This window comes from Terrisporobacter hibernicus, from assembly GCF_020809405.1.
In the GTDB taxonomy this organism is placed as follows: domain Bacteria; phylum Bacillota; class Clostridia; order Peptostreptococcales; family Peptostreptococcaceae; genus Terrisporobacter; species Terrisporobacter petrolearius.
Genome location: NZ_CP081135.1, coordinates 3,900,109 through 3,926,744, shown reverse-complemented (window position 1 = coordinate 3,926,744; position 26,636 = coordinate 3,900,109). Strand labels below are relative to the sequence as shown.

The window sequence follows — 26,636 nt, the reverse complement described above, 5'->3', positions numbered from 1 at the left end:
TATTTGAAATGATTTCAATAAAAGTATAACATTGTTAAAAGCTTGGAACAATTTAAAAAAAGTCAAGGAACTAAAAGTTGTATAATATACAACTAAGCTGTGTTATTCAACAGACTGCTATTTTGCTACAATTCTAAGTGTAAGTTAAGGAAGTTAAACATCATAAATTAATATTATCATAAGTTAATAGAATTGTATAAAGGAGTGGGGAAATGGATAAAAAATTAATGACTATTGACTTAAGTAGCCGTGTATTACTAGATAAAGCTGAAAAAGATGGGGTAGAAACAATATATGACAGAAAATTATCAATGAAAGCACAATGTGGATTTGGTCTTCAAGGAGTTTGCTGTAGAAACTGTGCAATGGGTCCATGTCGAATAAGTGCAAAAACACCAAGGGGATTATGTGGAGCAGATGAACATACAATAGTAGGTAGAAACTTCGCAAGAATGTGTGCAGGAGGAACTGCAGCTCACTCTGACCATGCTAGGGATATAGCTCATACAATGGCACTAACTAGCAAAGATGGAAATTATAGAATAAGAGAAGAAGAAAAACTAATAGCACTAGCTAATGAATGGGGAGTAGAAACAGAAAATAGAGATATATATGATATAGCTCATGAAGTTGCAAATGTAGCATTGATGGAGTTTGGAAAACCATTTGGAGTATCAATATTTTTAAAAAATGCACCAGAGAAAAGACAAAAAATATGGAGAGATTTAGGTATAGAACCAAGAGCCATAGATAGAGAGATAGCTACTGTAATGCATTCAACTCATGTGGGATGTGCAGCAGATATAGATAGTTTAATAAATTTATCATTAAGAACATCAATGGCGGATGGATGGCAAGGTTCAATGATAGGAACCAGATTTAGTGATATATTATTTGGAACTCCAATGCCAGTTGAGACAGAAGCAAATTTAGGCGTACTTGAAGAAAACCAAGTAAATATAATACTTCATGGTCATGAACCTTCACTATCAGAAATGATAGTTTTAGCATCACAAGATTCAGAGTTATTAGCATTAGCAAAAGAAATGGGAGCAGAAGGCATAAACGTATCAGGTATGTGCTGCACAGGTAATGAAATAACAATGAGACATGGTATAAAAGTTGCAGGAGACTTCCATCAACAAGAACTTGCAGTAATAACTGGGGCAGTAGAAGCTATGATAGTTGATGTTCAATGTATATTCCCAGCTCTTGCAAAGGTTGCTGATTGCTATCATACAAAATTCATAACAACATCTCAAAAAGCAAAAATAACAGGTTCAACATTTATGGAATTTAAAGAAGAAAATGCATATGAAGATGCATTAAAAATAGTAAAAGAAGCAGTACTTAACTACAAAAATAGAAATAGAGAAAATGTACTTATACCAGACTTTAAATCAAAAGCGACAGTTGGTTATAGTGTAGATGCAATAATAAATCAATTAGATAAAGTAGTCAATACTCAAATAGATGAAACAGGAACAGTAAAACCATTAGTGGATTGCTTAAAATCAGGAGTTATAAGAGGTATAGTTGGAGTTGTAGGATGTAGTAATGCCAGAGTACCTTCAAATAATTCTCATATAACTGTAATGAAAGAATTAATCAAAAATGATATCTTAGTAGCTTCCACAGGATGTGCAGCTCAAGCAGCAGCTAAAAATGGACTTATGGATAAAGAAGAAGGAAAGAAAATGGCAGGTAAAGGACTTGCAACAGTATGCAAATTAGTTGATATACCACCAGTACTTCATATGGGTTCATGTGTTGACTGTTGTCGTATATTAGATGTAGCTTCAGCATTAGCTAATTATACAGGCTTAGATATATGTGATTTGCCAATAGCAGGATCAGCACCAGAATGGATGTCAGAAAAAGCTGTTGCCATAGGTACTTATATTGTATCAAGTGGTATAGATACATATTTAGGAATAATGCCACCTGTAGGCGGTTCATCAAAAGCTGTTGAAATACTTTGTGGTGGATTAAAAGAACAAGTAGGAGCATCATTTACAGTTAATGAAAATCCAAAAGAATTAGTTAAAATAATTATCAATGATATAGAAGAGAAACGTAAACATTTTGAAGAAGTATATGAAGCAAAATTAAATCAAAATGTGTAAATATAATTACAAAGGATGAATAATATTAAATGAAAATAGCAATAACAGGCAAAGGTGGCGTAGGAAAAACTACATTCTCTTCCATATTATCTAGAATGTTTGCAGAAGATGGGTATAGAGTAGTAGCTGTAGATGCAGATCCTGATGCTAATTTAGCATCAGCTTTAGGATTTACAAAAGAGGTTTATTAATCAATAGTACCTATAGCAGATATGAAAGATGTTATATCAGATAGGACATCATCTCAAAGTGGTACATTTAATAAAATGTTTAAATTAAACCCTAAAGTAGATGATATTCCACAAAAATATTGCAAAGAACATAATGGTGTAAGATTGCTTACTTTAGGTAGTGTGGATTATGGTGGTTCAGGGTGCGTATGTCCAGAGCATGTACTACTTAAAAGGTTATGTTCTCACTTGATACTTCAAAACAAAGATGTAGTTATAATGGATATGGAAGCAGGAATAGAACATTTAGGAAGGGGTACAGCTCAAGGAGTTGATGCTTTCGTAGTTGTAGTAGAACCAGGGGAGAGAAGTATTCAGACATATCGAAAAGTTAAGCAACTTGGAGGAGACATAGGAGTAAGAAAAGTATTTGTTGTTGGAAATAAGATAAGAAATAATGAAGATGAAGAGTTTATAAAATCCAACTTAGAAGATGGAGATTTATTAGGATTTATTAACTATAATCAAGAGGTAATAAACTCTGATAGGAATAATAAATCGCCATATGATGAGAGTGTATATACTAGGAAACAAGTTAACTTAATAAAAAAGAAGTTATTAAGTTTATAAAAATTAGCCATATTCTTTTTAAGTATATATTAAAAAGGCCATAAGAGTTTACTGAACAGATGTATCTGTTTACAAACTTTTATGGCTATTTTTACAATGGACCCTCTTATGAAAGTCCTTGTCTATATAAGCAAAGCAAATTTTCTATAAAGAAGTTTCTCTTAAAACTAAACCTTCATTTCTATCCATAAGAGTTCTAACAGACCATTCATTTGCGAACAACACTACTGGATTTCTATTTTTATCTTCCACTAATAGTGTATCCATTGGCATTGTAAGTTTACCAAATTTAGAAAGGTCATTTTCAATCCAACGTACATGACTGTAAGGTAGTCCGTACATTAATATATCAACACCATATTCTTGTTTTAGACGATATTCTAAAACTTCAAACTGAAGCACACCAACAACTCCTACAATAAGTTCTTCCATACCACCGTTAGGCTGTTTATAAACTTGTATAGCACCTTCTTCAGCTAATTGCGTAAGACCTTTTACGAATTGCTTTCTTTTAAGAGCATTTTTTGTAGATATTTTCATAAAGTGCTCAGGAGCAAACTGTGGTATACCAGAGTACTCTAAATTTGATTGTTTTTCACTTAGTGTATCACCAATATTAAATATTCCTGGGTCATGTATACCTATAATGTCACCTGGATAAGCAGAGTCTATTATAACACGGTCTTGTGCCACAAACTGTTGAGGCTGAGAAAGCTTAACTTTTTTACCTCTTTGTACATGATTTACTGTCATACCTTTTTCAAATTTACCAGAGCAAATTCTAAGGAAGGCAATTCTGTCTCTATGATTTTTATCCATATTGGCTTGAATTTTAAATATAAATCCTGAGAAATTCTCAGAGTTAGGATCAATTTCACCTAAATTACTGCTACGAGGACTTGGTGGAGCTGTTATATCTAGGAAAGATTCTAAGAAAGGCTCCACACCAAAGTTAGTAAGGGCACTTCCGAAGAATACTGGCGTTAATTCACCTTTTAATATTCCATCTAAATCAAAATTATCTCCAGCAATATCTAAAAGTTCAATATCCTCTAATAGTTTTTCGTGAAGATCACTACCAAGTAAAGTATTAAACTTTTCATCAGATGGATCTCCAGTTATACAATTAGCAATAGATTGTCCATGGTTACCATCATTAAATACTTCAACTTGGTTTTTGTGACGGTTAAACACACCTTTAAATTCTTTACCAGAACCAATTGGCCAGTTTACTGGACAAGAGCGAATTCCTAGAACATTTTCAATATCTTCAAGTAGTTCAAATGGGTCTTTTCCTTGACGGTCCATTTTATTTATAAAAGTGAAAATTGGAATTCCTCTCATTTTACAAACTTGGAATAATTTCTTTGTTTGATCCTCAACACCTTTAGCCGAGTCAATAACCATTACTGCAGAGTCTGCAGCCATAAGAGTTCTATAAGTGTCTTCACTGAAATCTTGATGTCCTGGAGTATCAAGAATATTTATACAAAAGTTATCATATTCAAATTGAAGAACACTTGATGCAACAGATATACCTCTTTGTTTTTCTATTTCCATCCAGTCAGACACTGCATGTTTTTGAGATCTTCTTGATTTAACCGATCCTGCTTCACGAATGGCTCCACCATATAATAGAAACTTTTCAGTTAATGTAGTTTTTCCTGCATCGGGATGGGAAATGATTGCAAAGGTTCTTCTTCTTTTAACCTCATTAATCAAGCTTATATTTTGTTGTGTCATATTTTATCATCCTTTATTTTAATTTTATGATTATACAAATATAAAAATATATTTAGTTGTAGTTTTAAGATGAACATAACTATATATGTACAAAAAAACTACAATACTAATTGATATTATAACTTTAATTAAAAACTGTCAATATATAATAGATAACAAAATAAAAGGAGATAGTTTATCATCCATGGAAGGGGAAGAATTTGAACATGTCGCATGAAAAAAGTAGAAGGTGTAAAAATGTCAAATATTTATTAAACTAGTATTATTTTAATTGTAAGGATTTCATATCCAAATTTTGTATTTTATAAAAAATCTGCTATTATATAATTACATAAATTTGTAAAAAGTGTACTTTAAATTATGAGGGAGTGTATGACATGAAAAAGTTAATGTTAGCGTTAATAGTAGTATTAAGTATAAGCACAGGTTGCTCACAAAGTAATGTAAAAACGCAGGAAACGCCAAAAGAAGAAAAAACAGTCTACTGCAGTGAATGTGCAGCTGAGTCAAAGGAAGAAAGTAAATACTGTAAGGATTGTGGAAAAGAAACAAAATGGCTAAGCCAAAAACCAGAAATCAAAACAGAAGAAAAAGACACTGAAAGTGACAATAAAAAAACAGAGACAACAGATACATCAAATAAAAAAGAAGAAAGTGAATATGACAAAGGCTACAAACAGGGATATAAAGATGGTTATTATAAAGCTCAAATAAACGACAATGAATGGAACGGATCTATAAAAAACGATTATGACAGAGGATATGCTAAAGGTTTTGACAACGGTTGGACACAATGTGTAGCAGATGGAAAAGCATATGAAAGCAAAGATAATCAAGAAGAAAATAAACCTCTTCCAAAACCAGACATTTATTATATAGAAAAAGGCATATGTCCATCTTGTGGAAAAAGTAACTTAAATATAAAAAATGACAACGAAGGATATTGTAAAGATTGTGGATTTGACTGGAACTACAATTAAAGTAAAAAAATATGCAAAAAACAAACAAGAAGAAGGATGTATCAAAAAAGATACATCCTTGTTTTTTAATAATTGAATAAAGGGGATGTAAATATTGAACAAAGTAAAGGTAGAAGATTTATTTAAAGATATTTCTAAGTGGAACCAAGTGGAAGCTATTGCTCTTGGAGGTTCTAGGGCAGGTGGAAAATATGATGATAATTCAGACTATGATGTTTATGTATATGTAAAGGAAAATATTCCTAAAGACATTAGAATGAATGTATTATCCAAATACTGTTGTAAAATAGAAATAGAAAATCATTACTGGGAAGTTGAAGATAACTGTACTTTAAATTCAAATACTGATATAGATATTATTTATCGTAATATAGAATATTTTGATGTGACTATAAGTAATGTAGTGGGGAAAAATATAGCTAATAATGGGTATACCACTTGTTTATGGCATAACCTAATTAGTTGTAAAGTTTTATACGACAAAAATGGCAAATTAAACGAATTAAAAAGAAAATATAATATAACCTATCCTGATAAATTAAGAGATAATATAATAAGCAAAAATAGAAAACTTCTAAATGGAGTAATTCCATCCTATGATATGCAAATTAAAAAAGCTATAAAACGTAATGATAAAGTTAGCATAAATCATAGAATTACTGAGTTTTTAGTAAGTTACTTTGATATAATATTTGCTATAAATAAGTTAAGCCACCCTGGGGAAAAAAGACTAATACAACAATGTATAGATTTATGTGAAATACTACCAATTGATTTTGAAGAAAATATAAATGAACTTTTTGAAAATATGTTTAATGAAGATTGTAATCTTATAGTAGAAAGAATAATTAAAAATCTAGATAAAATAATAGAATAATAAATAGAGGGTTTTGCAAATGAAAATCGAAATTAATAGTAAGAGAGATAATTGATTGATAACTATAAACATACATAGAAAACAGGCCATGAAGGTATAGAAATAGCCCCACGCTATAATAACTTTTATGGCTTTTTTACTTGAGGAGAAATACACACTTAAGGTTTATTTAAGATAAATATAGTTTAATGTACTTAAGTAATATTTAAAGGCCACAATTAACTTTTAGTAAAAAAGATAGAAGTAGAGGAGGAGTAAAATGAATCAAGAACTAATCCCAGTATATGAAGAAATGGAAGAACAGATAAAGAAAATATCTAACAATAAAGAAAAGAAGTCTGAACCAATATGTATAAGTGGAAGGCCCATATATCTACCTCTCAATGGACATAAAATAGAAGTTACATATTACAAAGCAAAGAAAAAAAACGCACCTATTATATTTGGAGTTTATGGTGGTGAATTTACTAGGGACAACTATTACTATGACGATTTGTTTTGGCATATGATCCACAATGAGTTTGAGTGTAATGTAGTTTCTATATCATATAAGAATTTTAGAAAAAGCAAGTTCCCATGTGCCATAAATGATGTTTATGATGTGATTTGCTATTTTATGAAAAATGCATCACAAATTGATTTTGACACAAATAAGGTAATAATATTTGGAAGTAGCATTGGTGCCAATTTTGCCACATCAGCAGCTCTTCTTGATAGAGCTAACAATACTAATTATATAAAAACACAAATATTAAATTACCCTTGTTTAGATTTAACTACAACTACAAATAAAGGTATATATGGTAATTTTATAACTCCTGATAAATATGTAAATGACGTGGCTGAGCTAAAAAATCCTTTTGTATCGCCTATTTATGCCTCTAAAGAAGAATTAAAAGGTATGCCAAAGACAATAATGATCTGTGGAGAAGAAGATAATTTTAGCTGTGAAGGTGAAAAATATGCAAGAATGCTACAAAGCAGTGGAACGGAAGTATACTACCAAAATTACAGTGAAATGGAACCTGGCTTTGTGGAACTTTATTTCTTGCTAAAATATATGCCACTTAAATCCCAGTCTTTATCTAGTAAGATGAAGGAAAACTTTATAAGTGGAAAGTTATATAAATCTGTTATGTCAGCAATTCAATTTATAAAAGAACATGTTATTTAGTTATGTAAACAAAAAGCTCTCATTTGGGGGCTTTTTTTGTATTTATAGACTTAAAAAATTAATATAATTCTAACAAATTTATATTTTTTGAAGGAAAATGCATATAAAAAGCAAATTAATTGTATAAAAGAGAAAATACATAGGACGAAGAAATTATTTGGAGGTAATATATGATTTTAAATGCAAAAAAAAATGAAAAATTCATTATAAATTTTATAAAACATGCAGTAATTTTAATAATACTTTTAATGATTTTAGGAATACATGACTCAACATTTAATATTGATATGCATAATAAAAATATACATGATTTAGTATCAATATTATCTTTGTTAATATATTTAGGAGCAATTGTATCCTCCCTATATTATTATATGTTAAAGAAAAATAATGATATAATTTTCTATATAACTTACTTTATTATTGCATTTTTTTTACATCTTTCAAATCAAACAATGTGGGTAAATATTCAAGATGAACATTTATTGATAAATTTATTTATCATAAATAAAATACTTATAATAATGACTATTATACCAAACACAAAATTTAAAAATAAAATTTTAAATAAAAAGGGTATTTTCACTTTTTGTATGGTATTGTTATGCTTAATATTATCCTACATAGAATTATCACTATTTAGTAGCAAAACTTTAATTACAAATCATTATATACAAATTCTATTTTTTTGTGGAGATATAATTTATATTTATGCTTCATTTAAATACTTTGAAAAATTTAAAAAAACAAATGACTGTATATATATTTTATGGACAGTATTTTTGTTAAGCAGATGTTTGAAAAATTTTTATACACTAACATTTTACAATGATAATATGGAAAATTACAAATATGCAGTTTTATCCTTATTAATTATGTATATTGGGTTGACTGTATATAGTATAGGAATACTAATTATAAGTAATATGGAAACAAATAGTAAATTAAAAGATATGCAAGATTTAGACGTTTTTTATAATATATTAGACAATGAATTTATGAATATAGAAATGTATTTTTTTAATAAAAGTTGGAAAATAATTTATGCAAATAAAGTAGCAAGAAAGAAATATAATTTTAATGAAAATAATATGGAATCATTAAAATATCTAGAAGAAAAGTTAAAAAAAGGATTTGAAAAGCTTGATAAAAAATACAAATCTATTATAACAGAAGGACTAATAAATAATAAAAGTTGGAAAGGTGTAATACCTAAAGATAATAAGGATGAGGTTTTGTTAGATATAAGAACACAAGTAAGTAAAGACCATGGAATAATCTACGTTGTTCAAATTAACTATAATAAAGAAATAATAAAATTAAAAAAAGAAGTAGAAGAAAAAAATAGAATTTTTGATGTAATAACTGAAAAAAGTGGAGATATAATAATAATCGTAGATAAAGATGAAAGAATCAGGTACGCAAATAAAGAAGTTTATAAATTATTAGGATATGAAGAAAATGAAATAATTAATTTTGACATAAAAGATATAATAATTGATTATTATAACTATAACTATAATCGTGAAGAGAACAAAATATTTGGAGAATTACACTTAATATGCAAGGATAAAACTATTATAGATGTGGAGACATTAGGAACACGAATCAATGATGAAGGTTGGATATTTGTATCTAGAAATACTACATATAGAAAAGAGTTAGAACTACTAAAAAATGAAAATGAAAAGATTAAAGTTCATCAGCAATTAAAAAATGATTTCTTCGCTAACTTATCTCATGAGTTAAAAACGCCTTTAAATATTTTCTATTCTATTATACAACTATTAGACTTGAACTTAGACAAAAAAGAAAATGAGTTTAAATTAGTATATGAAAAATATAACACAGGGTTGAAAATTAATTTTTATAGAATGCTTAGAATGATTACAAACTTAATTGATTTAACTAAGTTTGATTCAGATTTTAAAGAAATAAATTTCAATAATTATGACATAGTAAAATTATGTGAAGATGTTACCATGTCTGTTATAACATATGCTCAACAAAAAAATATTCAAATTATATTTGATACAGATGAAGAAGAACATATAATTAGATGTGACGCAGAACATATGGAAAGAATAATGTTAAACCTTCTTTCTAATGCTATTAAATATACTCCAAGTGGCGGAGAAATATTTGTGAATTTAAGTTTTGATGATAACTATGTAAATATATCAGTAAAAGATAATGGAATTGGTATTCCTAAAGAAAAGCTAGAAAGTATTTTTGAAAAATTTGTTAGAGTAGATAAAACAATAAAAAGAGAAAATGAAGGAAGTGGTATAGGTCTTAGCATAGTAAAATCACTAGTTGATTTACTAGGAGGAAAAATAAGTATAGAAAGTAGTGAGGATATAGGTAGTGAGTTTACAATAGAGATACCTAATATGAAACTAGAAGAAGGCCTAACAGATTATGATGTAGACAAAGAGAGAATAACTTTAGAGTTATCAGATATTTGTTAGATCAAAAGAACTTATATATAAGAAAACTTAAAAAACGTATAAAAAAGCCTAAGCAAAAGCTTAGGCTTTTTAAGTTTATTGTAAGTAAATTTAGGATTTGTCTTTTTTTATTTGAAATTTGAGTGAAAATTCTTTATTATAGATATTAGGAAAGTCAAAACTTGACAATCTGTGTCGTGTTTAAGGTAAAAATAACATAAAATATTTATATATAATAATAATTGTCGAAGAGGTAAATTGAATTTTTTGTCAAATTATTATTATAAATATATTTAATGTGTAGGGAAACAATAAATAATAAATTAAGGGGAAATTTTATTATCATTTGTTCTATTTATATAAATCTACATATTAAACAATTTGCATATGCATGATAATTTAACTAATAGGAGCATAAAATTAAGATGAAAAAAATAAATAGGCTGCTAATAATATCATTAATAATATTGCTAAGTTCAGTTACCAATATTTATGGAGAAATAAAAGATAATAAGGGCGTACACAATATTCTTTTAATAAATTCCTATGATATAGATAATAAATGGGAAAATAGCATAAAAGATGGGTTCAAAGAATCCACAAAAGATAACCCTAACATTAATATAAAAACTGAGTATTTAGATATTAGGAATAATAATAATGAGAAATATTTAAGGGATTTTGAGAAATTATTAAATACAAAATATAAAGATAGTAATTTTGATATGGTGGTTACAGTAGACGACGAAGCATTCAATCTGGCTAGGAAAGGTTTGCTTCATAAAGATAGTATCTTTTACAAAAAAATAATTGTTACTACTGGTGTTAGTGAAATAATAAATCTTTCACCTGAAGAGAAAAAATATATAACAGGTTTTATGGACGGTAGATCAAAAATAGAACTAATTAAAATAATTACACGTCTTCAGCCAAAAATAAAAAAAATAAATGTTTTAATTGATGATACCAGCTATTGTAAAGATATAAAAGATAAATTATTGAGAAATAGATATTTATTAGATAATCATATAAATTTAAATTTTATTGAAGTTAAATATAAAGACGAAATACTTGGTAAAATTAAAAATATGGATGAAAATAATGAAGCATTATTAATATGTGGAGTATTTAAAGATAAAAGTACTTACTATTATGCTAATTCTGAGGAATTAATTAGAAAAATAAAAGAAATAAAACATATGCCAATATATACAAGTAGAGAAGACTATATAGGTAAAGGTGTTATAGGTGGTTATATTGATATAGGAAGTGAATATGGCCAATCTCTTGGGAAAATGGTTTTGAAAATATATAAAGAAGAAGGCATATCTTCAGTACCATTTATAAATAGGGTAGGGGCAAATTATATGGTTGATTATGAACAAATATATAAATACAATATAAACCCATCTGACCTTCCTGAAGAGACTGTTGTAGTTAATAGAAAGCCCCATGAATTGTTAATTACAAAAAATGAAAGAATGCAAATGCTTTTAATTATACTATTTTTACTTATTACCATGGCATATATAATTACCATGATGTTTAAACATAGAAAAAATAATATTAAAAATAAAAAATTATATGATATTGCTAAGGAAAGAGAGCAATTAAAAACTGATTTTATAGTAAATATGAGTCATGAACTAAGAACGCCTTTAAATATAATAAGTAGCGCATCCACTTTACTAGAAATGAAAGTAAATAGAAATGAAGAAGTAAAAAAAGAATATATACTAGATAAAGTTGAGAGAATCAACCAAAACAGTAACAGACTAAGAAGACTTATAAACAATTTAATAGATATTACAAAATTTGACTCAGGTTTTTATGAATGTAGATGTAAAAACGAAAATATAGTTTATGTGGTGGAAGATATAGTATTTGCTACAGTTGATTATGCAAATGAGAAAGATATAGAAATATTATTTGATACAGATGCAGAAGAAATAATAACTTCTATAGACAAAGAAAAAATAGAAAGGGTTATATTGAACCTGCTTTCCAATGCCATAAAATACACTAATAAAAATGGTAGAATAGAAGTTCATATAAAACATGACAATAAATTCGTCTATATTAGTATAAAAGATAATGGTATAGGAATACCAAAAGAAAAAGTAGATCAAATATTCCATAGATTTTATCAAGTAGATTCTATTTTATCTAGAAAAAGCGAAGGTAGTGGAATTGGACTTTGCATAGTAGATGAAATAATTAAATTACACAATGGTAAAGTTGAAATTGATAGTGAAGAAAACAAAGGAACTACTTTTGAAATAACCTTAAATCTTTCTAATGATGATCGTATAGACGGCGATATAGATAATAAAACTGACAGAAATATTAACGATGTAGTAAAAATTGAAATGGCAAATATATAATTATAAAGCTACTAAATTTGTATATGATATACTTATTTAGTAGCTTTATTTAATGTAAAAGGGGTATAAGGGGAAAACATATGAAGAGAAAAGAAATACTGGAAAAACTTATGTTACAAATAAATAAAGGAAACCATATTGTTGGTGTGACAACAGGATCTGGTATGACTGCGAAGTACTCAGAAAATGCTGGTGCAGACTTCCTTTTGGCTCTTAGTTCAGCCAAATTTCGGCAAATGGGAAGAGGAGTATTAGCAAGTTTTTTACCCTATTGTAATAGTAATGATTTGGTCATGGAATTTGGATCAAAAGAAATAATACCCCTAGTAAAAAATATACCTGTTATATTTGGAGTAAATGCTACTGACCCTACTAAAAATATGGATGCTTACTTAAATAAAATAATTGAAATTGGTTTTTCTGGTGTGAACAATTATCCCTCAATTGGACTTGTTGATGGTAAATTTAGAGAAGCTCTTGAAGAGTCAGGATGCAGTTATTTATTGGAAGTGGATTTAATTAAAAAAGCACACCATAAAGGTTTGTTTACTATAGCATTTGTATTTGATGAAACACAAGCTAAACAAATGATTGAAGCAGGAGCTGATGCTATATGTGTACATCTTGGATTTACAGAAGAAGGTTTATTAGGAGATGAAAAAAAATTTTCACTGGAATATGTAAAGACAAAAATGGGAAAAATATTTAATAAGTGTAATGAGATAAATCCTTATATAATTAAGTTAATTTATGGTGGTCCTATTAAAACTCCATTAGATATTAAATACATGTACAGTAATGAAAATTTAATGGGATATATTGGTGGTTCACCTTTTGACAGAATACCATTAGAAAAAGCGATTACAAAAACAGTAAAAAGTTTTAAAGTATCTTCTAATGTGGATGAAGATGACCTAATAAGTAAAAAACTAGATAAAATCAAAGGGAATTGTAATTATGTTGAATATATAAAAGAATATGTTGATAAAAATTATATGAATGACATATCTTTTTCAGATTTAGCTAAATCAGTGCACGTATCTAGAAGTTATTTGAGTAGTTTATTTAAAAGAGAAGTAGGTTGTAGTTTTACAGAATATTTAGTAAACTTTAGGATAAACAAAGCAGCTGACATACTAAATAAAAAAGATATACCCTTATCAACAGTAGCTGCGTTGGTAGGTTACAATGATTATTCTCAGTTTAGTAAAATGTTTAAAAAGTATAAAGGATACTCCCCAATAAAACATAAACACAAAAAGTTAGAACATAAAGACATTTACTTAGAAAATGAAAAATAATAGTATAGATATAAGGTTAATTTTGGTAGTAAAAATAACAAAATTTATACTAATTTGACAAAATGAATCAAAAGGGGAGAATTATGGATGAAAACCGTTGCAATAGCAGGTCCCTTTGATACAAAGGGTACGGAATATCTATATGCCAAAGAGCTAATTGAAAGTTTAGAACTAAATGCTTATACAATACATACAGGCGTATCTAAATCAACTTTCAAACCTGATATTTCCAACGAAGAAGTAGTAAAAGCAGCAGGAAGAAGCATGAAAGTTCTTGCTCAAGAAAAAAACTTAGAATTGACAACAGAAGTTTTATCAAAGGGAATGGAAAATTTAATACCGAAACTTTACGAGGAAGGGAAATTTAATGGAATTATTTTTTTTGCAGGTTCTAGAGAAACTTCATTAATAACACCTGCGATGAAGGCATTACCTATTGATGTGCCAAAGCTTGTGATATCAAAAGATTCATCTGAAGACATACCACAATACGTGGGCAAAAGTGACATTGCCATGATGCCAACCATTGTGGATGTAGATCAATCCAATTATACTTCTACAAAAATAGCAGTTTTTACAATTGCTGGAATGCTTAAATTTGAGAATAATTAATAATTTAATATATAGAAATTAGAAAACTAACTGGAGGAAAATTCAATGAATAAGATGACAAGAAAAGAAGTTATTAACAAATTTAATGAAGATGTAATCAAGGGAAAATACTAGTGGGAGTTGGAGCTGGAACAGGCACTACAGCTAAAAGTATTGAAGCCGGGGGCGCAGACATGCTTATCATCTATAACTCAAGTAGATATAGAATGGCAGGGCGTGGACAACTGGCAGGATTAATATCCTATGGAGATGCAAACCAAATCGTTTTAGATATGGGAGCAGAAATACTACCAGTTGTACAAAACACGCCTGTTCTAGCTGGTGTATGTGGCACAGATCCATTTAGACTAATGGACATGTTTTTAAATCAATTAAAAGAGCAAGGATTTAGTGGAGTTCATAACTTCCCAACAGTAGGATTAATAGATGGTGTTTTTAGACAAAGCTTAGAAGAAACAGGAATGGGCTACGACTTAGAAGTTGACATGATAAATAAAGCCCATAATCTAGACATGCTTACAACTCCTTTTGTATTTGATCCGCAGCAAGCAAAAAAAATGGCAGAGGCAGGAGCAGACATATTGATTGCACATATGGGATTAAATACAAAAGGAACAATAGGGGTAAAAACAACTCTTACTTTACAAGAGTGCGTTGAAAAAATAGAAACTATAATTAAAGCAGGAAAAGAAGTTAATCCAGATATAATGTTTCTTTGTTGTGGGGGACCTATATTAGAACTAGAAGACGTTAGTTACATAATAGAAAAAGTAAAAAGCATAGATGGTTTCTTACTAACTTCTCATCTAGATAAAGTTCAAACAACAAAAGCCATTAAGGATGAAGTAGCATCATTTAAAGCTATAAGAAAAAAATAAAATTTTAGAACCTTACTCATTTATACTGAAATATAAAATTATATTTCAGTATTTTATTTTATCAAAATGTCATTATCATAATGTTAGTACAAAGTTTATGTAATTATATTTTAGAGAAAACTTATGTATAATTAGGTTATGGGGCATTAATTCAATATTTATATGAAGGGAGAATATTATGAGTCATATTAAAGTTGTAAAAAAAGAGGAACTTTCAACAAGCAAGTGGTCAGGGGGAAGAACCACTGAACTTTATATTTATCCAGAAAATGAACTTTATGAAAATAGAAATTTTAAATTTAGAATCAGCTCAGCAAAAGTTGATTTAGAAGAGTCTACTTTTACCAAACTACCAAATATAAAAAGAAAAATTATGATATTAGATGGAAAACTTAAATTAGTACATGAAAATCACCATGAAATTACTCTTGAAAAGTTTGACCAAGACACTTTTTATGCACATTGGAATACTAAAAGCTATGGAAAAGTAACAGATTTTAACTTAATGTTAAATGAAAATACTGATGGTATAATAGAGCATATAAACTTGAAAGATCATATAAATTTTCAACAGAATAATAAAGATAAATATGAAAATTTTACAGAAGTTTTCTATATTGTAAAAGGTAAAATATATATAAGTGTAGATGATGAAAGTAAATTATTAAAAAGTGGTGATGTAGCTATAATAAAAAATAGTGACAAACTAAATATTAAGCTAGAAAATAATGACACATTTAATTCACATATAATAAGAACAAAAGTATACTATTAAAACTTACTACATAGTAAAAGTAAAAACTTATTTAGTTGAGGAGGTAAATTTATGTTGGAAATATTAAAAAATAGAAGAAGTATAAGAAAGTTCACCCAAGAAAAAATTTCAAAAGAAGATTTAAGTAAAATACTAAAGGCTGGCCTATTTGCACCTTCATCTAAGGGGAAAAATCCAGTAGAGATGATAGTTATGGAAGATAAAAAAACAATATTACAGCTGGAAACTTGCAAAGAACATGGTACTTTACCACTAAAAACCGCACCACTTGTTATTGCAATTATAGCTGATAGTGAGTTAAGCGATGTTTGGGTAGAAGACGCTTCCATAGTTTCCATTCTAATTCAATTAGAAGTGGAAAAATTAGGATTAGGATCTACTTGGATTCAAATGAGAAAAAGAGAATCCATAGAAAAGGACTCTGAAGAAGCTGTAAGAGAAGTTCTTAATATTCCACAGAAATACGGAGTTTTATCCCTTGTAGCTATTGGACATAAAGACGAAGAAAAAAATCCTTATGATGATAGTCACTTGAATTTTGATAAAGTTCACTATGATAAATTTTAACTAAAAATATAAACTAAATATCAAAAGGAAAAGACTTATGAATTTAAAAGACAAAATAAATAAAATACCTGAAAGTCCTGGCATTTACATAATGAAAGATGATTATAACAACGTAATATATGTGGGAAAGTCAATAAATTTAAAAAGTCGTGTAAAAAGCTATTTTAGAGAGAATCTTAATAGATCTAGAAAAATCGAGAGAATGGTAAAATCTATAAAGGATATAGACTATATTACTACAGATACAGAACTAGATGCGCTTTTGCTAGAATGTGACTATATCCATAATATAAGACCTATGTACAACACTTTAATGAACAATTATGAACAATATAAATATATAAAGTTAAATGTTAATAGTCTTAATTTAATCAATATTGTAGATGAGCAAGATGACCATAGCACTTATTTTGGACCATTTTCCATGAATAAAAGACTTTTTACACTAAGGGATTTTTTACTAGATTACTTTAAACTTCCAACTTGCAATACAAAAACAAAATGCATTAGATATAATATTGAAAAATGTATGGGACCTTGTAGAGTAAACACTAAAGAAAAATATGAAGAGATTTACAGAGTTTTAAAAAATACTTTTGAAGGAAAAGATGATCTTATAAAAGAATTAGAAAATGAAATGGTAAACCAATCATCTTTACTAAACTTTGAAAAAGCCATGGAAATAAAAAGTAACATGGAATTACTTAAAAGTATAAGTAAAAAGCAAAACACCTTTAATTTGTTTAAAAATAACTGTAAATTTGTACTTTGGATGAAAATGAATGAAAATAATTATAAATTATACTTTATTAATAATGTAAAAGTGGTGTATTCACAAATTATTAATGTAGAAGACTTTGACGAGAAAATGAAAATGGAAGTAAAAAATAAAATAGAAGAGTTTAAACTAAATAAAAACAATAAGGTTTTATATGACAAATCTTATATCGATTATATTAATATAATTTATTCTTATATTTATAAAAATGAAAAAATTGATTATATACAACTATAAAAAAAATAATTGTTATTGACATATAATGTAAAAAAAACTACTATTATGTTAGATATAAAATTAAATAACATTTGTCATGAAAAATTCTATTGAAATAGAATAAAACCCAAACTCCATTGCCATGAAGGTATATATTTGTATACCTATGTGGCAATGGAGTTTTTGTTTTGAAAAATTAGGGGAAAAACAGTAGGAACTAAAGAATAGGAGGTAAATAATATGTTAAATGAAAAATCTAATGTGGATGAAATTATAAGTGGTTTGCAAAAGTATTGGAATTATAGGGCACCATCATATTCCAAAAGCAACATAGAAGAGTTAAACAACTTTAAAAGAGATGCTTGGTTAAAGATATTATTAAATAATGCACCTAAAAAAGAAAAGTTAAAAGTTCTTGATGTGGGTGCAGGACCTGGTTTTTTCTCTATTTTAATGTCCTTAGCTGGTCATGAAGTTACTGCAGTGGATGTTAGTCATAAAATGATAGAAAATGCAAAACAAAATGCTAAACAATATGATGTTAATATAAATTTTGTACAAGTTGACGGTATACACTTACCCTTTGAAGAAAAAACTTTTGATTTCATAATATCTAGGAATGTTCTTTGGAACTTAGAATATCCTAAAGAGGCTCTAAAAGAGTGGAAAAGATTATTAAGTGATGATGGCCATGTTGTATATTTTGATGCTAACCAATATTTACATTTATTTGATGAGAAGCAAAAAAAATTGGTAGAAGAAGATATAAGAAAAATGGAAATTTTATTTAATGATAAATACGAAGTTACACCTGAAATTGAGCATTTAGAGAATATAGCCCAAAAACTAGTTTTATCAAATAAAAAAAGACCGGCTTGGGATGTAAAAGCACTTAAAGAATGCGGATACAACCTTATTAGAGTAGAAGAAGACATGGGAAGATACGTGTGGGATGAAAAACAAAAAGTTGAACAAAAATCAAGACCACTATTTATGGTGGTAGCAAAATAAATTTGGGGGTGGTATATATTAGAAAATATATTGTCAGAAGACTTCTTCAACTTATACCCATATTAATAGGAATTACCTTATTATCCTTTGCTTTAATGCAAACTTCAAAAACTGATGCTGTAGATTTATTATATCAAGATGCAGGTAATGTTGCCTCAGAAGAAGTTAAGAAAGAAATTAGAAAAGATCTTGGCTTAGATAAGCCATTTCTAGTTCAATATATAACTTGGTTAGGTAATGTACTTAAAGGTGATATGGGAGTATCTTATGTAATAAAGAAACCTGTATTTACAGAATTTATGAAAAGGTTGCCAAATACAATAGCACTTACAATAAGCTCTATTTTAGTAACACTTATTATATCAGTTCCTTTAGGAATATTATCAGCAGTAAAACAAAATAAATTAACAGATTATATAATAAGGTTTTTAAGCTTTATTGGAAACTCACTTCCAGGCTTTTTTCTTTCATTAATATTAATTTATATCTTTTCCTTAAAATTAAATTTACTTCCAGTAATGGGAAACAATGGCTTGCAAAGTTTAATATTACCAACACTAACACTATCAATAGCCATGTCATCAAAATATACAAGGCAAATTAGAGCGACAGTATTAGAAGAATTAAACAAGGACTATGTACTAGGTTTAAGGTCTAGGGGAATAAAAGAAAATCGTATACTATATGTTAATATTTTAAAAGTTGCATTATTAACCGTAGTAACTTTACTTGGATTATCCATAGGTTCACTTTTAGGAGGAACTGCCATAGTTGAGTCCATCTTTATGTGGGATGGTGTTGGAAAACTAGCAGTAGATGCAATTAAAATGATGGATTATCCAATTATACAAGCATATGTCATATGGATGGCAGTAATTTTTGTAGTAATAAATCTTATAACAGATATACTATACAATTACTTAGATCCAAGAATTAGAATAGGTAAGGATGTATGGTGATTCCATGGAAAAATCAATAGGTAAGCAAAATATAAAAAGTAGTAATTTAATTAATAATATTTTAGACAATCTAAAGAAAAATAAAAGAAAGATAAAACTATATGTTTTAGTGGTAATAGTAGCTGTATTATTTTTAATTGCATTATTTGGACAATATATTGTCCCACATGATCCTTATGGTCAAGATTTATCAAATGCCTTAAGTCCTCCAAGTAAGGAGTTTATATTTGGTACAGATAGATATGGTAGATGCTTATTTTCTAGAGTTGTGGTTGGAGCAAAAACAACTATGTTTTCAGCAATAGGACTGGTAGCAATTATAGCTACCTTTGGAACAATAGTTGGATCTATTTGTGGTTATGTTGGTGGAAAAATTGATGAAGTTATTATGAGAATTTCAGACATTTTCTTAGCCTTTCCAGGAATGGTATTTGCCATAGCAGTGGCAGGTGTCCTTGGAGGAGGAATTGTTAATGCAGTTATTTCACTTGCACTTATATCTTGGCCAAAGTTTTCACGTCTTGCTAGAGGTCATGTTTTAACCATAAAAAACAGCACATATATTCAAGCAGCAAAATTAAGTGGATGTTCCCATATGAAAATAATATTTAAACATATTTTACCAAATATATTGGGACCAATAATAGTAACTGCCACTTTGGATATTGGTGTTATGATGATGGAACTTGCTGGACTGTCATTTTTAGGTCTTGGTGCCATGCCACCTACTGCTGAATGGGGATCTATGATGAGTAATGGTAGAAGTATGATCCAATCATCTCCTTGGGTAATATTTGCTCCAGGATTTGCAATATTTATTACAGTAATTATTTTTAATTTACTAGGTGATACAGTAAGAGATTATTTAGATGTAAGCAATAATAAATAATATACAGGGGGAAGAAAGATGAAGATTAACAAAAAAATTATTAGCCTAGTTTTGGCAGGAGTACTAAGTGCAGGATTTTTAGTTGGCTGTAGCTCCAAATCTAATGAAGGTGGGGGGAGTAAGTCAAGTAAGACATTTACATATGGAACAACTGCTTACAATTCATCAGAAGCAGGAATAAATCCTCATAAAGGATATTCTGGATGGCCAGCAATAAGATATGGTGTGACAGAAACATTATTCAAATTTAACGAAAATATGGAACTTGAACCATGGCTTGCAACTGATTATAAAATAGTAGATGATTACACTGTGAAAATAAACTTAAGAGATGATGTTAAATTTTCAAATGGAAATAAAATGACAGGAGATTCTGTAAAAGCATGCTTTGAAAGTTTAATAAAAATTAATGATAGAGCACCAGGAGATTTGGCAATAAAGTCTATAAAAGCAGATGGCCAAAGTATAATAATTAAATCAAAAAACAAAGTAACTACTTTGCTAAATTACTTATCAGACCCATATGGAGGAATAATTGATGTGTCTGACTGGGATGAAAAGGGAGATACATGTATAGGAACAGGTCCATTTATAGCTAAATCTGTATCAGGAGAAGAAATAGACTTGGATAAAAATGAAAACTACTGGGGTGGTAAGCCTAAAGTTGATAAAGTAGTTGTTAAAAGTTTTACTGACGGTGATACAATGACAATGGCTCTACAAAATGGAGAAATAGATGCAACTCAAGGACTACCTTATGCAAGTTTAGATTTATTCAAAAAAAATGATGATTACAAAATAAGCTCTGAAAACACTTCAAGAGTTTATCAAATAGCATATAACTATGAAAATAAAGATTTACAAAATAAAAAAGTAAGACAAGCTATTGCAAAATCTATAAATAAAGAAGATTTTACTAAAACATTATTAAGTGGTAATGGTACACCAGCAGTAGGTGCATTTCCTTCAAACTTTTCATTTGGTAATGAAGCAGTAAAAGGAGATGACTTTGATCTAGAAGGAGCGAAAAAATTATTAAAAGAAGCTGGTTACAAAGATAGTGACAATGATGGATATGTAGACAAAGATGGTAAAAACTTAACTATTCGTTGGCTAACTTATCCTTCTCGTATGGAATTACCACTACTTGCAGAATCTGCTCAGTCTACTTTAAAAGAAATAGGTATAAAAGTTGATGTTAACTCTACTGAAAACCATAAGGATTACATTGAAAAAGGTGAGTACGACGTTTATGCAAGTGCTTTTGTTACAGCGCCAACGGGTGATCCTCAATATTATATAACTACTCACCTACTAGATGATTCTGCTTATAATAGTGGACATTACCATAGTGACAAAGTGGAAAAATTGACAAAAGAGCTTAGAAATGAATTTGACACTAAAAAAAGACGTGATTTGGCAATAAAAATACAACAAGAAGTTTTAAATGATTGTGCATATACTTATGCCTCTCACTTAAAAATGTCTTTAGTAATGAAAAAAAATATAAAAGGATTTGAGGCTCATCCATCAGATTACTATGAAATAACTTCTAATTTGGATATTGAGTAAAAGAGGGATGTTTATGAAAACAATTCTTGAAACTAAGAATTTATGTGTAAGCTATGGAAATACAAAAATACTAGATCATATAAATATAAGTATTAATAAAGGAGAAATTCTTGGGATTGTAGGAGAATCTGGAAGTGGAAAAAGTACTTTATTAAAATCTTTAGTAAATTTATTGCCACCAAATGGAAAAATTGAAAAAGGAAGTATTTATTATAAAAATATGGACTTAGTAAATTTATCAAAAGAAGAATTACGTCAAATAAGAGGAAAAGAAATATCCATGGTATTTCAAAATAGTGGGGCATCTTTATGTCCAATTAGAACCATTGAAAAGCAGTTTATAGAAACTGCAAAGGCCCATGACAATATAAGCAAAGAAGAGATAAGAAAAAACATCCATGAAATATTTGCTAAGATTCATTTGAAAGATGTAAACAGAATATTAAAAAGCTATCCCTTTGAGTTATCAGGAGGTATGAATCAAAGGGTAGGCATTGCTCTTGCTATGTTAAGTAAACCATCCATAATTTTAGCAGATGAGCCTACAAGTGCTCTTGATGTAACTGCTCAGGCACAAGTTGTGAAGGCTTTAATGACACTTAGAGATGAATTTAATACAAGTATAATTATAATTACTCATAATATGGGGGTAGTGTCTCATATGGTAGATAAAGTTGCCGTAATGTATGGTGGAAGTATTATAGAATATGGAAGTAAAAAAGATGTCATACATAGACCGCTTCACCCTTATACACAAATGCTAATTAAATCCACACCAAATATGAAAAAAGGTGAATTATGTGGTATACCTGGCAAATCACCTATCTTTGGAGAAAATAAAAAAGCATGTGCTTTTGCTAATAGATGTAATAAAAGTATAAGTAAATGTTTAAAAGAAGCACCTTCATCAGTTAATTATGAGAATTCTATAGTAAGTTGCCATTTATATAAAGAAGTAGCTCAGAAGGAGATTATAATATAGTGAATGTATTAAAGGTTGAAAAATTAAAAAAAATATTTATAAAAGACAAAAACCAATTTGTAGCTGTGAATAATATTGACTTAGAAATTAAAAAAGGACAATGTGTAGGTTTAGTTGGAGAGTCGGGATGTGGGAAAAGTACTGTAGCAAAAATTATAACTAATCTTGAAAAAAGTACTGAAGGAAATATATTTATAAATAATTTAAATCTTAAAGAATTTAATTCAAGAAATAAAAAAGAATTGTATAAAGAAATTCAAATGATTTTCCAAGATCCTATGGATTCTTTTAATCCTAGAATAAAACTTGGAAACTCCATTGGTGAGATAAAGATAAATCTTGGATATGACAAAAGGGAAGTTAAAAAAGAAGTAATTGATCTACTTGAACAAGTGGGCTTAAGGGAAGACTATTACCACAGATATCCAAAAGAAGTAAGTGGAGGAGAATGTCAAAGAGCAGCCATTGCTAGGGCGTTATTAATAAAACCAAAACTTTTAGTCTGTGATGAGGCAACAAGCGCTTTAGACGTATCTATTCAAGGTCAGATTATAAATCTTTTAACATATTTACAGAAAAAAACAAATATAAGTTTTTTATTTATATCACACGATTTAGCTTTAGTACAAAACTTCTGTGACAAAATATATGTAATGTATGAAGGAGAAATAGTAGAAAAAGGAAGTAGAGACCAAATTATTAATAATCCTAAGCACCCTTATACGAAGCTATTATTATCTTCTAATTTTACTATTTTAGAAGATAATAAATATAATATGGAAGAATTTTATGAAATGAATATGGAAACTGAAAAAACCTCCAATGGGTGCAAGTTTTATGAAAGATGTCCATTTAGATTAGAATTGTGCAAAGAAAGCACTCCAAGACTAAAAAATTTGCAAGAAGAACATTTTGCAACATGTCATATAGTGTAATACAACATTAATATTAATTTATTTCTACAATATAAGGGTGTATCAAAAAAGATACATCCTTATATTCTTATTTATACAATCTCAAATTATTATATAAAAAATAATTTGAGGTGGTATATGCTGGGTATATATGTAACAAATAATAATTTAAGATGGGGGAATATATTATGGATTACAAAAAGCTTATATTAAATAGAAAATCAGTAAGAGACTTTAAAGACACTAGTATAGATGCAAAATATTTTGAGGAGATAAAAGATTATATAGATAGTTCTAAAAAATTACTTCCTGAAGTACAAGTTGAAATGAAAATGTATGACTTTAAAGATTGTTATGAAAAGATAAATGAGTTGGCAGGATATAACGGATTTTTAATCCAAGCACCAAACTATATTTTAATACTTTCAGATGTAAAAGAAGGTTATATAGAAAATAGTGGATATATTGGAGAAAGAGTAGTATTAAAAGCTAGAGATCTGGGAATAGATTCTTGTTGGATTACTTTTAAAGATAGTAAATCAATAAAAGAAAGATTAAATATTTTAAGTGATAAAGAAGTTACAGCTATAATTGCTTTAGGATATGAAGATAATAGCAACAATAAAAACAAAAGGACTTCAGACAGATTAGGTGTGGAAGAAATCGTATTTATGGATGAATGGGGAAATAATGCAAGTGTTACTGAATTAGAAGAAAGATACTTACTTGATGCATTCTCCTGGGCTAGAATGGCACCATCAAGTCTTAATAGACAACCATGGAGATTTATTATTGACGGTGGTAAAGTTATATTAGCAGTTAAGACAGAGGATTTTAGTAACGATTATGAAGGCAGTATAGATACAGGAATAGCAATGCTTTATTTTAGCTTAATTATAGATACAACAATGTTTGATTTAAAGTGGCAGGTTGGAAGTTTAGATAAGGATTATAAAATTCCAGCTGATTATAAAATTGTAGGATATTGTTCTATATAGTTTATAAAAACATTAAATAAAAATAGTGAAAAAAAGAGTGGATATATATGAAAATATTCGCTCTTTTTTTTTAGCAAATTATGTTACAAAAGTAAATAATTCGACCTTGTTGTAAACAAAATTGTGACTTGTGGAAAATAAGGTGAATTAAGGTTATTGCAGTGATTAGAAAAAAGTTTTGTTTATATTATTACGAAAATGTAATATGTCAATAAGCCTCATTTTATTGACAATATATTTACTCATAGTTTATATTAAGATTTGGAATAAGGTATAAAAATGGGGATGAAGTGCAATTGTTTTAGCAATTTTTTAGAGGAGATTAAAGATTAAATTATGAAGAAATTAGGTTATTTTATTATACCATTAGTGATTGGTGGTATATTTTTATGTGGATTAAATAAATTCCTGGACAAGGAAATAGATTCAATGCTTAAAGAAAAAGATTTAATGCCTATAGTAAATGACGCATTAAGTGACGTAAAAGATAAAGGAACTATTGCTAACAATCATTTTATAGAAAAAAAGAATATTATGATGTTAGGTTCATCAGAATTAAGCCATTCAACAAAGCAACATCCAACTTACTATTTTAACACCAACAGAAGTAAAAATGGTGTGGTGCCAATAGGAAGAGCCTATACTCAAAGTTTACAGGATGCTGCATCATTAGGAAGTTTCAACCCAGAAGCAAAAGACAAGAAAGTTGTTTTGTTAATTTCTATGCAGTGGTTTATGGACAAAAAAGGAGTTACACCTCATCATTACCAAACTAGATTTTCACCGACTCAATTTTATGAGTTTTTAAGTAATGCAAAAGTTTCACAAAAAAACAAAGACATATTTGCTAATAGATCAAGTAAATTACTAGCAGATGCAGATGAATACAAATCTGAAGCTGTTTATGCTAAATTATATACTTCTGATTCCTTTGTATCAAATATAGAAAAAGTACTTTTAAAACCTTATTTTGAAATTAGAAAGTTTGCAGTAAAACTTAAAGAAAAAGGTACTTTATACAAACAATTAGTAGTTTTATCATCACAAAAGGATAAAAAGCCAGAACCTAAACAACCTATAGATTGGAAAATGGAAAAAGAAAAAGCCATTGAAGATGCTAAAAAAAGAGTTGGAGACAACGATCTATGTATAGATAAAATCTACTATAAAAAGAACTTTGGTGAAAACTTAAATAAAGTAAAAAACAAATATAAGGATGTAAATCTTCTTGAATCAAAAGAATTCTATGATTATCAGCTTACTTTAGATGTTTGTAGAGATTTAGGAATAAAACCTGTAGTTATAATGCTACCAGCTATGGACAAGTTTTATAATGTTACTGGTATTTCTAAGACGGAAAGACATGCGTTTTATGACAAAGTTGAAAATATTACAAAATCAAAAGGCTTTAAAGTTATGGACCTTAGAGATAAAGAAAATGAAAAGTATTACTTACGAGATGTAATGCATCTTGGAACGAAAGGTTGGGTGGATGTTTGTGAAAAATTATATAAAGAATTTGACCAAGAATAAGTACCTAATGATGAGTGCTACATTTACAGTGATAATAGTTGCAGCAATATTAGTATTCACATTTACTTCATTTAAAGACTTACCATTTATATATAATGAGTTCTAATAAAAGGGAGA

25 protein-coding genes are annotated in these 26,636 nt (G+C 28.4%); 24 read left to right on the top strand and 1 reads right to left on the bottom strand.

The window, feature by feature from the left end; genetic code table 11:
- Nucleotides 1-212: 212 nt before the first annotated feature.
- From cooS to JW646_RS19165, 3 genes are read left to right on the top strand one after another with little or no spacing between them, the layout of a single operon-like run.
- Nucleotides 213-2,126, top strand: coding sequence for an anaerobic carbon-monoxide dehydrogenase catalytic subunit (cooS, locus tag JW646_RS19170; protein WP_228416031.1), 1,914 nt, complete (start codon nt 213-215; stop codon nt 2,124-2,126).
- A gap of 29 nt (nt 2,127-2,155) precedes the next feature.
- Nucleotides 2,156-2,317, top strand: a complete 162-nt coding sequence (locus JW646_RS20400; protein WP_331478044.1) for a nucleotide-binding protein — start codon at nt 2,156-2,158, stop codon at nt 2,315-2,317.
- Between the two features lie 21 nt (nt 2,318-2,338).
- The gene (locus tag JW646_RS19165) at nt 2,339-2,926 is read left to right on the top strand and encodes a hypothetical protein (protein ID WP_331478043.1); all 588 of its coding nucleotides are present in this window, start codon (nt 2,339-2,341) and stop codon (nt 2,924-2,926) included.
- Nucleotides 2,927-3,070: 144 nt separating this feature from the next.
- Here JW646_RS19165 and JW646_RS19160 read toward each other — a convergent pair whose 3' ends face one another.
- Nucleotides 3,071-4,669, bottom strand: a complete 1,599-nt coding sequence (locus JW646_RS19160; protein WP_228416030.1) for a peptide chain release factor 3 — start codon at nt 4,667-4,669, stop codon at nt 3,071-3,073.
- A gap of 85 nt (nt 4,670-4,754) precedes the next feature.
- Between JW646_RS19160 and JW646_RS20185 the strand changes: the two genes are divergently transcribed.
- The 21 genes from JW646_RS20185 to JW646_RS19060 all read left to right on the top strand — a co-directional run bounded on the left by JW646_RS20185 (nt 4,755) and on the right by JW646_RS19060 (nt 26,625).
- A complete protein-coding gene (locus JW646_RS20185; protein WP_255701455.1) occupies nt 4,755-4,886 on the top strand; it encodes a hypothetical protein in 132 nt (43 codons plus the stop codon).
- A gap of 160 nt (nt 4,887-5,046) precedes the next feature.
- Nucleotides 5,047-5,649: a hypothetical protein gene (locus JW646_RS19155; RefSeq protein WP_074916806.1), complete on the top strand. Its 603-nt coding sequence runs from the start codon at nt 5,047-5,049 to the stop codon at nt 5,647-5,649.
- Nucleotides 5,650-5,743: 94 nt separating this feature from the next.
- Nucleotides 5,744-6,526 carry a nucleotidyltransferase domain-containing protein gene (locus JW646_RS19150; RefSeq protein ID WP_228416029.1) on the top strand — a complete coding sequence of 261 codons (783 nt, stop codon included), beginning with the start codon at nt 5,744-5,746 and terminating at the stop codon, nt 6,524-6,526.
- Nucleotides 6,527-6,785: 259 nt separating this feature from the next.
- The gene (locus JW646_RS19145) at nt 6,786-7,700 is read left to right on the top strand and encodes an alpha/beta hydrolase fold domain-containing protein (RefSeq protein WP_206923469.1); all 915 of its coding nucleotides are present in this window, start codon (nt 6,786-6,788) and stop codon (nt 7,698-7,700) included.
- A gap of 170 nt (nt 7,701-7,870) precedes the next feature.
- Complete coding sequence (locus JW646_RS19140; protein WP_148556822.1) at nt 7,871-10,171, top strand: PAS domain-containing sensor histidine kinase; 2,301 nt, start codon at nt 7,871-7,873, stop codon at nt 10,169-10,171.
- Nucleotides 10,172-10,575: 404 nt separating this feature from the next.
- Nucleotides 10,576-12,534, top strand: coding sequence for a sensor histidine kinase (locus JW646_RS19135; RefSeq protein WP_148556821.1), 1,959 nt, complete (start codon nt 10,576-10,578; stop codon nt 12,532-12,534).
- 80 nt (nt 12,535-12,614) lie between these two features.
- Nucleotides 12,615-13,835, top strand: a complete 1,221-nt coding sequence (locus JW646_RS19130) for a phosphoenolpyruvate hydrolase family protein (protein ID WP_148556820.1) — start codon at nt 12,615-12,617, stop codon at nt 13,833-13,835.
- An 87-nt stretch (nt 13,836-13,922) separates the two neighbouring features.
- Nucleotides 13,923-14,447 carry a Tm-1-like ATP-binding domain-containing protein gene (locus JW646_RS19125; RefSeq protein WP_148556819.1) on the top strand — a complete coding sequence of 175 codons (525 nt, stop codon included), beginning with the start codon at nt 13,923-13,925 and terminating at the stop codon, nt 14,445-14,447.
- 113 nt (nt 14,448-14,560) lie between these two features.
- On the top strand, nt 14,561-15,325 hold the full coding sequence (locus JW646_RS19120) for a phosphoenolpyruvate hydrolase family protein (protein ID WP_334302566.1): 765 nt from the start codon (nt 14,561-14,563) through the stop codon (nt 15,323-15,325).
- A gap of 178 nt (nt 15,326-15,503) precedes the next feature.
- Nucleotides 15,504-16,100, top strand: a complete 597-nt coding sequence (locus JW646_RS19115; protein ID WP_148556818.1) for a HutD family protein — start codon at nt 15,504-15,506, stop codon at nt 16,098-16,100.
- A 51-nt stretch (nt 16,101-16,151) separates the two neighbouring features.
- The gene (locus JW646_RS19110; RefSeq protein ID WP_228416028.1) at nt 16,152-16,667 is read left to right on the top strand and encodes a nitroreductase family protein; all 516 of its coding nucleotides are present in this window, start codon (nt 16,152-16,154) and stop codon (nt 16,665-16,667) included.
- A gap of 37 nt (nt 16,668-16,704) precedes the next feature.
- Nucleotides 16,705-17,682: a GIY-YIG nuclease family protein gene (locus JW646_RS19105; RefSeq protein ID WP_148556816.1), complete on the top strand. Its 978-nt coding sequence runs from the start codon at nt 16,705-16,707 to the stop codon at nt 17,680-17,682.
- A 219-nt stretch (nt 17,683-17,901) separates the two neighbouring features.
- Entirely contained in the window at nt 17,902-18,672 is a 771-nt protein-coding gene (locus JW646_RS19100) for a class I SAM-dependent methyltransferase (protein ID WP_148556815.1), read from the top strand.
- An 8-nt stretch (nt 18,673-18,680) separates the two neighbouring features.
- On the top strand, nt 18,681-19,631 hold the full coding sequence (gene nikB, locus JW646_RS19095; protein ID WP_331478042.1) for a nickel ABC transporter permease: 951 nt from the start codon (nt 18,681-18,683) through the stop codon (nt 19,629-19,631).
- A gap of 4 nt (nt 19,632-19,635) precedes the next feature.
- Nucleotides 19,636-20,520, top strand: coding sequence for a nickel transporter permease (nikC, locus tag JW646_RS19090; RefSeq protein ID WP_228416027.1), 885 nt, complete (start codon nt 19,636-19,638; stop codon nt 20,518-20,520).
- Nucleotides 20,521-20,538: 18 nt separating this feature from the next.
- Nucleotides 20,539-22,092 carry an ABC transporter substrate-binding protein gene (locus JW646_RS19085; RefSeq protein ID WP_228416026.1) on the top strand — a complete coding sequence of 518 codons (1,554 nt, stop codon included), beginning with the start codon at nt 20,539-20,541 and terminating at the stop codon, nt 22,090-22,092.
- Between the two features lie 13 nt (nt 22,093-22,105).
- Entirely contained in the window at nt 22,106-23,074 is a 969-nt protein-coding gene (locus JW646_RS19080) for an ABC transporter ATP-binding protein (RefSeq protein ID WP_228416025.1), read from the top strand.
- Nucleotides 23,074-24,009, top strand: a complete 936-nt coding sequence (locus JW646_RS19075) for an ABC transporter ATP-binding protein (RefSeq protein WP_331478041.1) — start codon at nt 23,074-23,076, stop codon at nt 24,007-24,009. Before JW646_RS19080 ends, JW646_RS19075 begins: the two co-directional genes overlap by 1 nt.
- Nucleotides 24,010-24,176: 167 nt before the next feature.
- The gene (locus JW646_RS19070) at nt 24,177-24,986 is read left to right on the top strand and encodes a nitroreductase family protein (RefSeq protein ID WP_228416024.1); all 810 of its coding nucleotides are present in this window, start codon (nt 24,177-24,179) and stop codon (nt 24,984-24,986) included.
- A gap of 336 nt (nt 24,987-25,322) precedes the next feature.
- Complete coding sequence (gene dltD, locus JW646_RS19065; protein WP_228416023.1) at nt 25,323-26,519, top strand: D-alanyl-lipoteichoic acid biosynthesis protein DltD; 1,197 nt, start codon at nt 25,323-25,325, stop codon at nt 26,517-26,519.
- Complete coding sequence (locus tag JW646_RS19060; protein ID WP_175487639.1) at nt 26,485-26,625, top strand: hypothetical protein; 141 nt, start codon at nt 26,485-26,487, stop codon at nt 26,623-26,625. The genes dltD and JW646_RS19060 overlap by 35 nt, the downstream gene beginning before the upstream one ends.
- The last annotated feature ends 11 nt before the right edge of the window (nt 26,626-26,636 follow it).